The following is a 14,318-nucleotide window of genomic DNA, read 5'->3' as shown; positions in this document are numbered from 1 at the left end:
CTTGCGTGCCAGCCTCGACGCAACCAAGCCGTCATTCCTCCGCCGTCTTCCCCGCGGCACCAGCCCGGATGGCAAAACCGGATGAAAAAAAGTTGTCCGCTCGGTTCAGAAACCGGGGCCGGCATCGTCTTCCTGTAGGCAACACTGACTTGTTAACGATTATCATTAACACAAGGAAGAAAGTCGCAACCTCATGATGTCCGTTGCGACCTCTTACGCCACCAGGACATAGGTGATGCCATGAGTCAAAACGCTGCCATTCGGATGGCGCCGCTTTCTTCCCGGCCGCTCGCATCTCGGGCGATGGGCGAAGACGCGAACCATGCCCTGTTCATGCCGCGCAATGCCGATGCCTATCGTCAGGGCATGCAGCGCTGCATCGAACTCGTGCAACGCAAGTTGACCGAGACCGGCCAGCCGTTCTCGGGAATTCTGCCCAGCGAGATGCAGCGACGCTTCGAAGGGCTGGATCTGAACCGTCGGCTCGACGACCTCGACGCCGTGCTGGCGGAAGTCGAACGGCTGTATCTCGACGACGCGGTGTATTTTCATCATCCGCGTTATGTCGCGCACCTCAACTGTCCGATCACCTTGGCGTCGATCCTCGCCGAAGCGATCGCCACCCCGATCAACACCGCCGTCGAGACCTGGGACCAAAGCGCCGGCGGCACCTTCATCGAGCAGGCGCTGATCGACTGGACGGTCCGCCGTATCGGCCTGGGCGATGACGCGGACGGTGTCTTCACCAGCGGCGGCACCCAGTCCAACCTGATGGCCCTGTTGATCGCGCGCGATCATCGCTGCGCAGCTCTCGACGGACATCAGGGCAATCGCGAACACGGCCTGCCCGCCGACGCGGCCAGGTTGCGCATCTTCGCCTCCGAGGCGAGCCACGTCAGTCTGCAAAAGGCCGCCGCGTTGCTGGGGCTGGGACACCGTGCCGTGGTGCCGATTCCCTGCGACGACCGCTACCGCATGGTCACCGGGGCGCTGGCACGCGCCCTGGCCGAGAGCCGGCAAGCAGGAACGATTCCGATGGCCGTGGTCGCCACGGCCGGCACCACGGATTTCGGCAGCATCGACCCGCTGGCGGATATCGCCACGCTCTGCCATCAGCATGGGGTGTGGCTGCACGTCGATGCCGCGTACGGCGGCGGCCTGCTGACATCGCCACGGCACCGCCACTGGCTGGCCGGTATCGAACAGGCGGATTCGGTCAGCGTCGACTACCACAAGTCCTTCTTTCAGCCGGTCAGTTGCAGCGCCTTCATGGTCGCCGAGCGCCAGAGGCTCGGCTATGTCACTCATCACGCCGATTACCTGAACCCGGCCGGCCGGCACGACGACGCACCGCCGGACCTGGTCGACAAGAGCCTGCAGACCACGCGCCGCCTCGACGCCCTGAAGCTGTGGATGACCTTGCGCCTGCTGGGGCCGGATGCCCTGGGCGAGCTGTTCGATCGCGTCATCGCGCTGACCCGCGAGGCGTACCATCTGCTGCGGACCGCGCCGGACATCGAGGTGGTCACGGCACCACAGCTCACCACGCTGGTATTTCGCTACCGACCGCGTGGCCACGACCTGGACGACGCCAGCCTGGATGCGCTCAACACCCATATCCGACAGGCCCTCTCGCGCCACGGCGAGGCGGTCGTCGCGGCGACGCGTGTCCGGGGGCGCCGATACCTCAAGTTCACGCTGCTCAACCCGGAGACCGGCATCGACGATCTCGCCACGGTCGTGGAGCGCCTTCAGGCCCATGGCGCCGACTTCCTGACGCGCGACGATGCCGCGCCACCCAGGCGGCATGACCTCGCTGCCGCTTTCTCCTGATCCCCGGCCTTCAACGATGAGAGCCATCATGCCAACGCCGATTCACGACTTCATCGCCATCGGACTGGGCCCTTTCAACCTGGGCCTGGCCTGCCTGACGGACCCGCTCGAGGACGTCAACGGCCTTTTCCTGGAGCGCAAGGCCGGCTTCGACTGGCACCCCGGCATGCTGCTGGAAGACGCCACCCTGCAGACGCCTTTCCTGGCCGACCTGGTCACCCTGGCCGACCCCACCAGCCGGTTCAGTTTCCTCAACTACCTCAAGCGCCAGGACAAGCTCTACGCCTTCTACATTCGCGAGAACTTCTTCCCGTTGCGACGCGAATACAACCATTACTGCCAGTGGGCCATCGATCAGCTCACGTCGATCCGCTTCCATCACGAGGTGCAGCGCATCGACTTCGATGCCGACGACGATTGCTATGTCGTGCACTGCGTGGATACCGCCCGCGATACCGCGACGAGCCATCGGGCCCGCAAGCTGGTACTCGGCACCGGCACGCAGCCCGACCTGCCCGCATGCTGCCGGCCGCACGCCGGGCGGATCACCCACAGCGCCGACTACCTTGCGCACAAGGCCTGGCTCCAGCAGCAGCCGGCGATCACGCTGGTGGGCAGCGGCCAGAGCGCCGCGGAGATCTACAAGGACCTGCTGCAGGACATCGACCGCTACGGTTACACCCTGAGCTGGATCACCCGCTCGCCGCGCTTCTTTCCTCTCGAATACGGCAAGCTGACGCTGGAAATGACCTCGCCGGAGTACATCGACTACTTCCACGCCCTGCCGCAGGCCACCCGCGATGAATTGATGTCGCAACAGGCGAACCTCTACAAGGGCATCGATCTGGCGCTGGTCAACGAGATCTACGACCTGCTGTATGCCAAGCGGCTCGGTGGTCCCGTCGACACGCACCTGCTGACCAACGCCGAGCTGCAGGACTGTCACTACGACGCGGCACGCGCCACGTTCGAACTCGACCTTTACCAGACCGAACAACGACGGCCCTACCGCCATACGACCCCGGCGCTGGTGATGGCCACCGGTTATCGCTATCGGGAGCCGGGCTTCCTGTCGCCCATCCACGCGCACATTCGCCGCGACACCGCCGGGCGTTTCGCGGTGGACCGCTTCTACAGCATCGATCATGACCGCTCGCGCCTCTTCGTGCAGAACGCCGAGCGACACACGCACGGCCTGGCGGCACCGGACCTGGGCATGGCCTGCTATCGCAACGCCTGCATCATCCGCGAGCTGACGGGGGTCGAGCATTATCCCATCGAGCGTCGCATCGCCTTCCAGACGTTCGGCACGCCCGACAACGCCGTCTTCCGCCCCGCGCCCCGGCCGGCCCGGCGCCAGCCAACCGCCGACGAGACCGCCCCGTTGACCTGTGAGGTGCCGAAATGACGACATCCGCCTTTCTCAGCCCGCTGTACGATCCAGGCAATACCTACACCGACGCCATTCCCGGGCTCGGCCGCTTCCATCTACGCGCCATCCACTGCGATTCGGACAGCGTCCTGATTCATGACTGGGTCAGCCGCGACTACGCCCGCTTCTGGGGCATGCGCGGCGACAGCCGCGAGCAGGTGGCGACGTTCTATCGAGGACTGCATGAAAGTCCGCACAGCCAAGGCTATCTGGGCTTTTTCGAAGGCCGCCCCGCCTTTCTGGTCGAGTGCTACCAGCCTCAACACGATCCCATCGGCGCGCATTACGACGTGCGCCCCGGCGACCGGGGCATGCACGTGCTGGTGGCACCACCGGAAACGCGCATCCCCCGCTTCACCTGGGGCGTGCTCAGCAGCGTGATGACGCTGATGTTCAGCGATCCCGCCACTAAACGCGTGGTCGTCGAACCCGATGTCCGCAACGAACGTATCCATCCGCTCAACCGCCGGGTGGGCTTTCGCTACGACCGCCAAGTGCACCTGCCGGAGAAAACCGCGCATCTGGCGTTCTGCACCCGTGCCCAATTCCACGCCGCTTATTACCAGGCGCTGGCAGCGCTCTCCCGCGAACGCCTGCCAGCCAGAGAACCACTGCCATCCAGGGAACAGGAGACCACCGCCATGGAGACGCCTCCGGCAATCGACACGCGCCTCGCCCATCTCGACCCCGAGCGCTGGGCCCGGGCCAACCGTCAGTTGATCCGCAAGGCCATCGCCGAATTCGCCCACGAACGCCTCGTGGCGCCCCGCCGGCTCGACCGGCAAGGCGATTGGGGCGACTACACCTTGCCCATTCCCGGTGCGAACGGCCATTACCGCTTCCGGGCGCGTCGCATGCAGCTCGATCACTGGTGGATCGCCCCCGGCTCCCTCGCAAAGATCGTCGACGACGAGCCCGCCGAGCTGGACGCGCAGCGTTTCATCATCGAATTCAGCGCCGTGCTCGGCCTCGATGACGAGACGCTCCCCGTATATCTGGAGGAGATCGGCAGCACCTTGTCCGGCAGTGCCTACAAGCAGGCGCATCAGCGACTCACGGCGCCCGAGCTGGCACATGGCGACTTCCAGGCCATCGAAAGCGCCATGACCGAGGGCCACCCGAGCTTCGTCGCCAACAACGGACGCATCGGCTTCGACGCCGACGACTACCATGCCTACGCCCCCGAGGCCGGCGCCGACATCCATCTGGTGTGGCTGGCCGTGCATACGCAGTGTGCCGAATTCAGCAGCCTGAGCGATCTGCCCTACACCGAACTGCTCGAACAGGAGCTGGGCCACGACACCGTGGCACGCTTCCACCGTCACTTGCAGGCATGGGGACTGGACCCTGGCGCGTACCTGCTCATGCCGCTGCATCCCTGGCAATGGCACAACAAGCTGGCGACCAGCTTTGCCAGCGAGATCGCCAACCGGCGCATCGTGTACCTGGGTACCGGCGACGACCGCTATCGTGCCCAGCAATCGATTCGTACGATGTTCAATACCTCGCAGCCCCAGCGCCGGTACGTGAAGACGGCGCTCTCGATCCTCAACATGGGCTTCATGCGCGGCCTCTCGCCTTACTACATGCAGGCGACGCCGGCCATCAATGAATGGCTCAAGACACTGCTCGACGGCGACGCCTTCCTGGCCGACAACGGCTTCACCCTGCTGCGCGAGGAAGCCGCCATCGGGTATCGCAACGCCTATTTCGAGGATGCCGTCGCCCGTGACAGCCCTCACAAGAAGATGCTCGCCTGCCTGTGGCGTGAAAGTCCGCTCAATCATCTGCCGCCCGGTCAGCGCCTGATGACCATGGCCGCACTGCTGCATCGCGACAAGGACGGCCAGGCACTCCTGCCGGCGCTTGTCGAGGCCTCGGGGCTCGCGCCCCGCGACTGGCTACGGCGTTATCTCACCGCCTACCTGACACCGATACTGCACTGCTTCTACGCCCATGACCTGGTCTTCATGCCCCACGGCGAAAACGTGATCCTGCAGCTCGATGCCCACGTGCCGGTGCGCGCGATCATGAAGGACATCGCCGAGGAAAGCGCGATCATGGACCCCGACGCCGCGCTTCCCGAAGGCGTGAAACGCCTGGCCGTAGCCGTGCCGGAACACCTCAAGGTGCTGTCGCTGTTCACCGATACCTTCGACTGCTTTTTTCGCTACCTGGCCCCGGTCATGGTCGAGCATGGCGAGGCTCGGGGCGATTTCACCGAATCCGACTTCTGGCACGGCGTCGCCGAATGCATTCTCGATTACCAGCGTCGCCATCCCGAATTCGCTGATAAATTCGCGCGTCACGACCTGTTCGCGCCGACCTTCGCGCGCTCTTGTCTCAACCGCCTGCAACTGGGCAACAACCGGCAGATGATCGACCTCGCCGATCCGTCCAAAAATCTGCAGCTGGTCGGCGAGCTGGATAACCCCATCGCCCCCTGGCGACCAAGCGCGCATGACACGGACGACGCTCGGCGCCACACCGAGACGGCATGACGCCATCACGCGACGCTACCCACGGACGGACCCGACATATGGTCGATACACTCGATAGACTGTTCATGGAGCATTCCCGGGAGCTTGTCGGCTATCTGGCCGGCAAGCTGGATACGCCGGAGCTGGCGGCCGACCTCTGCCAGGAGGTGTATCTGCGCCTGCAGCGCGCGAGACTCACTCAGCCGCTCGCCAATCCTCGCGCCTACCTGTTCCGCATTGCCCGCAACCTGCTGATCGATCATCAGCGCCAGGCTAGGGCGCGGCCCGAGACGATTCCCCTGGAAGACACCACCACCGGGCTCGCCTGCGCACGGCCTTGCCCCGAGGCCGATGTCTGCCAGGCCCAGCGCCTAGCGTGCGTACGCACCTGCCTGCGACGGCAGCCTCGCCACGTCCGTCAGGCGTTGCTATGGCATCGCCTCGAGGGACTGCCCCAACGCGAGATCGCGGCCCGCCTCGGGGTCTCGGAACGCATGGCCGGGCGTTACATCGAGCAAGCGCTGCACGCCTGCCGCCAAGCCATTGACGCCTGACATGATGGAGCAAGGAGTTTTGATAACCGTTCTTATTTGAATTACGATTGCGCCCTACGCTTTTCCCGCTTGGGGTCCACCTGATGTTCAACGTCGACGCTGCCAGCTTCGAGGTCAACGGCCAGTGCCTGTTGCACCCCACCGACCTCGCCTTCGAGGAAGGCAAGGTGTATGGGCTGATCGGCCACAATGGCTCGGGCAAGTCGACCCTGCTCAAGCTCCTCGCGCAGCAGCAGGCCCCGAGCCGAGGCGAGATCCGCCTCGACAAGCGCCCACTCGCCGACTGGGGCACGCGCGAGTTCGCCCGTCACGTGGCGTACCTGCCACAGCACCTGCCCGGCGCCGACAACCTCACCGGCCGCGAGCTGGTGGGATTCGGACGCTATCCCTGGCACGGCCTGCTCGGCCGGCTCAACGGCAAGGACAAGACCCAGATCGAACGCGCCATCGCACTGACCCACACCGAGGCCTTCGCCGACCGGCTGGTCGACACTCTCTCCGGTGGCGAGCGGCAGCGCGTCTGGCTCGCCATGCTGCTGGCCCAGGAAAGCCGGTTTCTGCTGCTGGACGAACCGCTGGCAGCGCTGGACATCGCCCATCAGGTGGAAGTGCTGGCCCTGGTGCGCTCGCTGTGCCGCGAGCTGGGGCTGGGCGTGGTGATCGTGCTGCACGACGTCAACATGGCGGCACGTTACTGCGATCATCTGGTCGCCCTGCACAGCGGGCAGGTCCTGGCCCAGGGCGCGCCCCGCGAGTTGATGTGCGATAGCACGCTGGAAGCCATCTATGGCATCCCCATGCGTGTCATGTCCCACCCCGGCGGCGAGCACCCCATCGCCGTCTTGCACTAGGAGTCGATGTGAGGCCATTTTGGAACCGTGAAGGCCTGCGTCGCTCGCGGCTCATGACATTGCTGACGCTGGTGCTGCTGGTCTGGTCCCATGTCGCCAATGCCGAGACACCGCGTATCGCCACCGTCGACTGGACCATCGCCGAAACCTTGCTGGCCCTCGGCGTGACGCCCGTGGGCGTGGCACAAACCGACGCCTACCGCGAATGGGTCGGCGCGCCAACGCTGCCCGCCGAGGTGGCCGACATCGGCCTGCGGGCGCAACCCAACCGGGAATTGCTGGCCCAGTTGTCGCCCGACCGCATTCTGATCTCGCCGATGTTCAGCACCCTGAAGCCAAGCCTCGAACGTATCGCACCGACGAGCACGGTGTCGCTGTATACGCCGGGTAGCGACCTGTGGACGCGACTCGAGAAAGCCACCCGTGAAATCGCCGCCTTCGTGAATCGCGAGGAGCGCGCGGACACGCTGCTCGCCTCGCTGGAAGCGCACCTGGCCGAGCTGCGGGACGGGTTGAGCGACGCGGCCAAGGCACGGCCCCTGCTCGTGGTGCAGTTCATGGATGCCCGCCATGTGCGCGTGTTCGGCGACCATAGCCTCTATAACGCCGTCATGCAGCGCCTGGGGCTGGAGAACGCGTGGCAGCGGGAAACTAATTACTGGGGCTTCTCCATGGTAGGCCTGGAAGCCCTGGCCGGGCTGGACGACGCTCGCCTGGTCGTGGTCGATCCAATGCCCGTGGGCGTCGAGGAACGCCTCGAGACGAGCGCGCTCTGGCAACACCTGCCGTCCGTGCGTCGCGATGACGTTCTCACGCTGCCACCGGTATGGAGCTTCGGTGGCGCCCCTTCGGCACGGCGTTTCGCCGACAACCTGACCCAGGCCCTGCATGAGGCGCCTCGCACCGCTGCCCACCGCGAGGCACCCGATGCGTGACTGGATCTCTCGCTCCTTGCCGTTTCCTCATGTCGTGATGACCCCGGCACGCCTGTGCGTACTGCTGGCCCTGGCCTGCCTGGCCTTGAGTGGCTACTCGCTGGCCACGCAGTTGCCGGCCGCACAGTGGGCGCAAGCCTTGTTCGTGCCCGATGAACGCAATATCGAACAGGTACTCACGCACTACAGCTGGCTGCCGCGTTGGACGATCTCTCTGCTGGCGGGCGGTGCCCTGGGCATCGCGGGGGTGCTGATGCAGCAGGTGCTGCGCAACCCCCTGGCCGCGCCCACGACCCTGGGCGTCGCCACCGGTGCACAGCTCGCCCTGCTGCTCGCCACCCTGTTCGCACCGGGATTGCTCGTTCTCGGCCGCGAGTGGGTGGCCGTGGCGGGCGGCGGCCTGGCCATGGGGCTGGTGTTCGCGCTGGCCTGGCGACGCGGCCTGGCGCCCATGGTGGTGGTGCTCGCGGGGCTGGTGGTCAACCTTTACCTGGGCGCGGTCAGCACCACGCTGATCCTCTTCCATCAGGAAGAGCTGCGCGGCCTGATGGTCTGGGGCGCGGGCTCGCTCTCGCAGAACAGCTGGGACGGCGTGCTCTATCTGCTCCCGCGGTTGCTCATCGCGCTTGCCCTGGCCGCGCTCATGCTGCGCCCGCTGGCGATTCTCGAGCTCGACGACGTCAATGCCCGCAGCCTCGGGGTCTCGCTCAGGCATCTGCGCTTGCTGAGCCTCGGGCTGGCGGTCTTCATCACCGCCTGTGTCGTCAGCGTGGTGGGCATCATCGGCTTCATTGGCCTGGCGGCACCGGCCATCGTCCGCCTGCTGGGGGCGCGCACGCTGCCCCAGCGCTTGCTGTGGGCGCCGCTGCTCGGCGCCTTGCTGCTGACCACCACCGACCAGCTCCTGCAGCATGTTTCCGGCGCGCTGCCGACGATGATTCCCACCGGCGCGACCACCGCCGCCCTCGGCGCCCCGCTGCTGCTCTGGCTGATTCCGCGCCTCAAGCTCGGCGGCGATCGCCCCCAGACCGCCCCCATGCTGGCGGCGCCACGTCGTCGGCATCCGATGCGCCTGCAGCTGGCACTGGGGCTGGCATTGCTGGTCGCGCTCGCGGCATCCCTGCTGCTCGGCCAGGACGGCCAAGGCTGGGCCCTGCCCTCGTGGTCGGTGTGGCAAGCCACCCACGAATGGCGCTTGCCGCGTACCCTGGCGGCGGCGGGTGCCGGGACGTTACTCGCCCTGGCCGGCACGCTGATCCAGCGCGTCACCGGCAATCCCATGGCCAGTCCGGAAGTCGTCGGGATCAGTGGCGGCACCGCCATCGGCCTGATCGGCGTGGTCATGTTCGTGCCCGATGTGGGCCTGCCGATGCTACTGATCGCCGGCACCCTGAGCGCCTTGGCGACGCTAGGGGTACTGCTGCTGATCAACCGCCGCAGCGGCTTTCAACCGGAGCGCGTGCTGCTGACGGGGATCGCCATCACCGCCCTGTTCGACCCCCTGCGCAGTATCGTGCTGGCCAACGGCGACCCGCGCACGCAGCAACTGCTCGCCTGGATGTCCGGCTCGACCTATTACGTCGACACCGTGCTGGCCGTCGCCGTGGCGGCAAGCGCCGTGATCTTGACGCTGGCGATGCAATCCCTGTCGCGCTGGCTGGACCTGTTGCCGATGGGCAACTCCAGCGCCCGTGCGCTGGGCGTCAATGTCGACCGGGCGCGTCTCGCGCTGCTGGGCGTCGTCGCCTTGCTCACCGCCGCCGCCACCTTGGTGGTCGGGCCGCTTTCCTTCGTCGGCCTGCTCGCACCGCACATGGCACGCCTGCTGGGCGCGGCGCGAGCACGCGCGCACCTGCTCGCCGCCGCCCTGCTGGGGGCGCTCTTGATGGTGCTGGCCGACTGGCTGGGACGCCAGTGGCTATTCCCCCAGGAAATTCCCGCCGGCTTGATGTCCTCCCTGCTCGGCGGCGCCTACTTCATGTGGACGCTGCGGCGGCTGTAGGAAGAAGACGGAAGACGGAAGACGGAAGACGGAAGACGGAAGACGGAAGACGGAAGACGGAAGACGGAAGACGGAAGACGGAAGACGGAAGACAATGATGCCGGCATATGGGGCATAAAGGTCAATAAAAAATGGCCCGGGATTCCCCGGGCCATTTTCTTACATCGTTCTTCTGACTTCGTATAATTTTCCGCTTACCAACGGTACTTGAGGCTGCCAATCACACTGCGCGACTCGCCGTAGTAGCAATAGAAGTCAGCCTCACAACTTGCCACATACTCTTCATCGGTGACATTGTTAACGTTAACTTGAGCAGTCCAATGACTATTGAAGTCGTAGCTCGCCATGGCATCTGCCACAGTATAGTCAGGCACCGTAATGGTGCTGCCGCCAGAGGACTCGCCTACATAACGGACACCCGCACCGGCCTTCAGCCCATCAAGTGCCGTCCCCTCAAAATCATAATCGAGCCAAGCCGATGCTTGATGGCGTGGGATCAAGTCTTTGCGCTCACCATTCTCGCCTTCAGCGTCAGTGTAAGTATAGGCGGCAGTGAGCTGCAGTTGGTTGGTCAAATAACTGACACCCTCTAACTCGACACCCTGAGATGTCTGCTTACCGCTCTGCTCCTGACGGCCACCGCTTGATGAGGCCACGAGGCTATTACGTTGCTCAAGATCGAAAACTGCAACTGTAAAATAGCCATCCCAGCCAGGCGGGGCGACCTTAACACCTAACTCCCACTGTTCACCCTCAAGAGGCTCATAGAGATTACCACCATCGTCAACGCTAGTTTGCGGCTCAAAAGATTCGGTATAACTGAGATATGGGTTGATGCCTTGATTCCCGAGATACATCACTCCACCGGACCAAGACACTTGGTTATCATCGGCCCGTTCCGTTGTATCAGCAGTACGGTCAGCATTATCAGTCTCTGCCTGATCGTAGCGAACAGCTCCCAGAAGCACCCATCGGTCGTCGATACGCAACTGATCCTGTACATAGAGACCTAGTTGCTCTTTATCGATTCGGCGGCGTTTTAGTTGATCGTCGGGAACAGCAGCGATATCTCCTTGTGGGTCAAAGATATCGACGGTGTCGTAACCACTAAACTCACTATCGTATTCCTTGCCATCGAGACTGAGATTTTGGTAATCCACCCCAAGCAGTAGCGTATTTTCCGTGCGCTCGGTATACCACTTACCCATCATTCGATTATCGATGGTAAAGCTATCTATATCGCCATCACGCTGAAGGTGACCACGAGTAGCTGTCCGCTCGTCAATACGTGACAAGATATAGGTGCTACGCAAATCCAAATCAAGGTGGCTATAGCGGAAATCCTGCTCGAATTTCCAAGTGTCATCAAGCTGATGCTTGAATTCGTAACCGATGGCCGTCTGCGTATGCTCGTCCTTGTCGTAGTCCGGAGCACCATAATTCGTCTCCGGGTCGACTTTGCCGAACGGCGTGTCCTGCACCGTGCCATAGGGCGTCTTGAATGGATTGACGGGAACACCATCGTCCTTCTGGTAGCTGGCCAGCACGGTCAACTGGGTATCATCGGAGATATCCCACTCAAGACTCGGCGCAAAGTAAACTCGCTCATTATCAGTTCCTTCTAGGTCGCCATCACGCTCCTTGTACAGTCCCACGAAACGGTAGCGCATATCACCGCTCTCGGTGACAGGCCCCGAAGTATCTACCCCGAATTGGCGATGATTACGGTTACCGGCCTGAATCTCAATCTCACCACGCTTCTCAGCAGTAGGCCGTTTGCTCACGGCATTGATCAGGCCACCAGAGGGCGCCTCGCCATAGAGGATGGAAGCAGGCCCTTTGAACACTTCTACTCGATCTAGACCATAGGGCTCGGGTAACCACTGATAGTATCCCGTGCGGTAAATGCGCAGACCATCCTGATAAGTTGCCTGGTCAAAGCCCCGGATCTTGAGCCAATCGGTATTGTTATCAGCACCGTATTGGCCGGACAGCACACCTGAGCGATAGCGTAGCGTCTCGTCGAGGCTCTGGACATTACGCTCTTCCAGTTCCTCTCGCTGGACAGTCGACACAGCACGCGGCGTCTCCACCAGTGGAGTAGCAACCTTCAACGCCGTCGCGGTCACGACCACGGTGTCGCTCTGGGCGACGTCGTCTTGTGCCTGCGCCGCTAGCGGGCAGCCGAGCAGCAGCGTTGCCATCGCCACGCGGCGGGCCGGTGACGACAGCACGTTGAAAGGTAGAGGCGAGGGATGGGAGCGGGACATGAGGTTTCCTTGTGAGATTTTATTAGCGGACGGCCGGGCGCGCGCATAAAGCAAAGCCTATCGCATATGATAAGAATTGTGATTTGTTTTCACAATGACGAACGTTCAACGCTGCCCCTGCTCGCCATCACACCTCGCCTGATGTGTTCTCGAGCCGTGCCACGGCGTCGCGGCTGACGCGCTCGCGCATCTCGCCGGTCAGTTCGCTCAACTGCCCCGCGCGCATTTCCAGTAGTCGATCAGCGTGCTGGAAGTAGTGATCGTCGTGGCTGATGGCGAAGACGGTCTTGCCATGTTCGCGCAGCAAGGGCAGCAGCTCGCGGTAGAAGATGCGCCGGAACTGCGGGTCCTGGTCCGCCGCCCATTCGTCGAGTAGTAGGATATCGCGCTGCTCGGCCACCGCCAGCAGCAACGCCAGGCGCTTGCGCTGCCCCTGGGAGAGCTGCGTGTCGGTCACCCGCCAGCCATCGAAATGCAGCTTCTCGCCCATGCCCAGGCGCGCGATCCAGGCTTCGGTCAGGGCCGTGTCCGGTGCCTCGCCATCAGGGCCGATCACCTGATCGAAGAGATGAAAGTCGGTGAATACGGCGGCGAAGCGACTACGAAACGCCTGCCAGCCGGCCTCGTTCACAGGGGCGCCATCGATGAGAATTTCACCGCTGCGGGGCTGGTAGAGCCCGGTCAGCAGGCGCGCCAGTGTCGATTTTCCGCTGCCGTTGCCACCGATCAGAAACACCAGTTCACCACGCGATAAGGTGAGATCGACCGGCCCCACTTCGAATCCCTTGCCATGCTCGCCCGCAGCATAGGCAAAGGTCACGCCGCGCAGCTCCAGTGTCTGCCAGTCGCCGTGCGCGGCGCTCTCGCCGAACTCGGCGCGATACTCGGTCAACGCCAGCGTCTTGAGCTTGTCGAAGGCGACCTGGGCACTGAGCAGCGTGGGCAACGCCCCCACCGCCTGAATCAGGGGCGTACGCAGGAACAAAAGCGTCAGCGAATAGGTCGCCGCCACGTTGGTATTGGCCCAACCGAGACCATTGGCGAGGAAGAACACCATGCCAATGGCGCCCAGCATCATGATGTTCGACCAGTTCACCGCACTCAGATGGAAGGTGTCAGAGCGGATGATGTGATGCCGATAGGCCTTGGCGTCGCGCTCGTAGACATCCTCGTACAGCGTCTTGGCACGGTCGCGGTTGAGCGCCAATTCCTTGCGACCGTCGATCACCGCCTCGTAATCCTTGTAGAGCCGATCCTCTGTCTCGCGCACCTGCCCCAAATGGCGATACACATGCGATACCAGATACCAGCCCCCTACCACGGTCACCGCCACCCAAAGCGCAGTGATGAATAGCATCCCCGGCGAGAGCCAGGCCAGATAAGCGGCCGAGCCCAGTGTCAGGATCACACCCTGTACCAGCTCGGGAAGTCGCACGAAGGCGATGGTGATATTACGGATGTCGCTGGATAAGCTTGCCAGCAGATGCGCGCTGCCCAGACGCTCGATACGCTCGATGTCGGTATCCAGAATTCGCTTGATGAGACGCCCGCGCAGTCGATAGACGAAATGGTGACCAAGCACGGTCAGCGCCAATTGCGAACCGAGCGTGACCGCCAGCAGCAAGGCGATCAGTCCCAGGAACTGGGGTAGCACCAGCAGCGGGTCGCCTTGGGCCTCGATCAAGTACTGGTTGATGAAGGCGATGACCCCGATACCGAGCCCCGCGCTGGCTAGGCTCAACACCATGACGCCGATGAACGGCCAGCGGTAATCGCGATAGACGACGCGCAAAAGTTCCATGCAATTCTCTAAACGTATTTTTGAAAGTGGCGACGCGCCGCGTTATACGCGACGCCGATGAATGTCAGCGTGGCCCATGATTCTTGCCAATTCTCGCGCCACGTCAAGGTAAAGGATTCTCGTTTTCGTATGCACGTTGCAACGATTCACCACGATTGGC

Annotated in this window: 9 protein-coding genes; 7 read left to right on the top strand and 2 right to left on the bottom strand. The window is 63.3% G+C overall.

The features are described from left to right. Nucleotides 1-240: 240 nt before the first annotated feature. The 7 genes from KZO83_RS02700 to fhuB all read left to right on the top strand — a co-directional run bounded on the left by KZO83_RS02700 (nt 241) and on the right by fhuB (nt 10,087). Nucleotides 241-1,833, top strand: coding sequence for a pyridoxal phosphate-dependent decarboxylase family protein (locus KZO83_RS02700; RefSeq protein ID WP_272493570.1), 1,593 nt, complete (start codon nt 241-243; stop codon nt 1,831-1,833). A 28-nt stretch (nt 1,834-1,861) separates the two neighbouring features. Then, nucleotides 1,862-3,241: a lysine N(6)-hydroxylase/L-ornithine N(5)-oxygenase family protein gene (locus KZO83_RS02695; RefSeq protein WP_247619661.1), complete on the top strand. Its 1,380-nt coding sequence runs from the start codon at nt 1,862-1,864 to the stop codon at nt 3,239-3,241. Continuing rightward, complete coding sequence (locus tag KZO83_RS02685) at nt 3,238-5,766, top strand: GNAT family N-acetyltransferase (protein ID WP_272493569.1); 2,529 nt, start codon at nt 3,238-3,240, stop codon at nt 5,764-5,766. Before KZO83_RS02695 ends, KZO83_RS02685 begins: the two co-directional genes overlap by 4 nt. Continuing rightward, the gene (locus KZO83_RS02680; RefSeq protein ID WP_178998001.1) at nt 5,763-6,299 is read left to right on the top strand and encodes an RNA polymerase sigma factor; all 537 of its coding nucleotides are present in this window, start codon (nt 5,763-5,765) and stop codon (nt 6,297-6,299) included. Before KZO83_RS02685 ends, KZO83_RS02680 begins: the two co-directional genes overlap by 4 nt. A gap of 83 nt (nt 6,300-6,382) precedes the next feature. Then, nucleotides 6,383-7,150: an ATP-binding cassette domain-containing protein gene (locus tag KZO83_RS02675; RefSeq protein ID WP_011506354.1), complete on the top strand. Its 768-nt coding sequence runs from the start codon at nt 6,383-6,385 to the stop codon at nt 7,148-7,150. Nucleotides 7,151-7,158: 8 nt separating this feature from the next. Continuing rightward, a complete protein-coding gene (locus KZO83_RS02670) occupies nt 7,159-8,085 on the top strand; it encodes an ABC transporter substrate-binding protein (RefSeq protein WP_247619660.1) in 927 nt (308 codons plus the stop codon). Continuing rightward, nucleotides 8,078-10,087, top strand: a complete 2,010-nt coding sequence (gene fhuB, locus KZO83_RS02665) for a Fe(3+)-hydroxamate ABC transporter permease FhuB (RefSeq protein WP_247619659.1) — start codon at nt 8,078-8,080, stop codon at nt 10,085-10,087. The genes KZO83_RS02670 and fhuB overlap by 8 nt, the downstream gene beginning before the upstream one ends. Before the next feature lie 194 nt (nt 10,088-10,281). Here the strand turns inward: fhuB and KZO83_RS02660 are convergent, their stop codons facing one another. Both KZO83_RS02660 and KZO83_RS02655 read right to left on the bottom strand, forming a co-directional pair. Then, the gene (locus KZO83_RS02660) at nt 10,282-12,357 is read right to left on the bottom strand and encodes a TonB-dependent siderophore receptor (RefSeq protein ID WP_247619658.1); all 2,076 of its coding nucleotides are present in this window, start codon (nt 12,355-12,357) and stop codon (nt 10,282-10,284) included. Between the two features lie 127 nt (nt 12,358-12,484). Further along, nucleotides 12,485-14,158 (bottom strand): multidrug ABC transporter permease/ATP-binding protein, encoded by a 1,674-nt coding sequence (locus KZO83_RS02655; protein WP_247619657.1) that lies wholly within the window; start codon nt 14,156-14,158, stop codon nt 12,485-12,487. Nucleotides 14,159-14,318 lie beyond the last annotated feature (160 nt).

The sequence above is a fragment of the Chromohalobacter moromii genome, from assembly GCF_023091865.1.
Lineage (GTDB): Bacteria > Pseudomonadota > Gammaproteobacteria > Pseudomonadales > Halomonadaceae > Chromohalobacter > Chromohalobacter moromii.
The sequence above is the reverse complement of the archived record's forward strand: the minus strand, read 5'-3'. Positions and strand labels throughout refer to the sequence as shown.

Excerpts from the sequence above, each read along its gene's own strand:
- KZO83_RS02700 (WP_272493570.1), top strand. The coding sequence starts at position 241 with ATGAGTCAAAACGCTGCCATTCGGATGGCGCCGCTTTCTTCCCGGCCG.
- KZO83_RS02695 (WP_247619661.1), top strand. The coding sequence starts at position 1,862 with ATGCCAACGCCGATTCACGACTTCATCGCCATCGGACTGGGCCCTTTC.
- KZO83_RS02685 (WP_272493569.1), top strand. The coding sequence starts at position 3,238 with ATGACGACATCCGCCTTTCTCAGCCCGCTGTACGATCCAGGCAATACC.
- KZO83_RS02680 (WP_178998001.1), top strand. The coding sequence starts at position 5,763 with ATGACGCCATCACGCGACGCTACCCACGGACGGACCCGACATATGGTC.
- KZO83_RS02675 (WP_011506354.1), top strand. The coding sequence starts at position 6,383 with ATGTTCAACGTCGACGCTGCCAGCTTCGAGGTCAACGGCCAGTGCCTG.
- fhuB (WP_247619659.1), top strand. The coding sequence starts at position 8,078 with ATGCGTGACTGGATCTCTCGCTCCTTGCCGTTTCCTCATGTCGTGATG.
- KZO83_RS02660 (WP_247619658.1), bottom strand. The coding sequence starts at position 12,357 with ATGTCCCGCTCCCATCCCTCGCCTCTACCTTTCAACGTGCTGTCGTCA.
- KZO83_RS02655 (WP_247619657.1), bottom strand. The coding sequence starts at position 14,158 with ATGGAACTTTTGCGCGTCGTCTATCGCGATTACCGCTGGCCGTTCATC.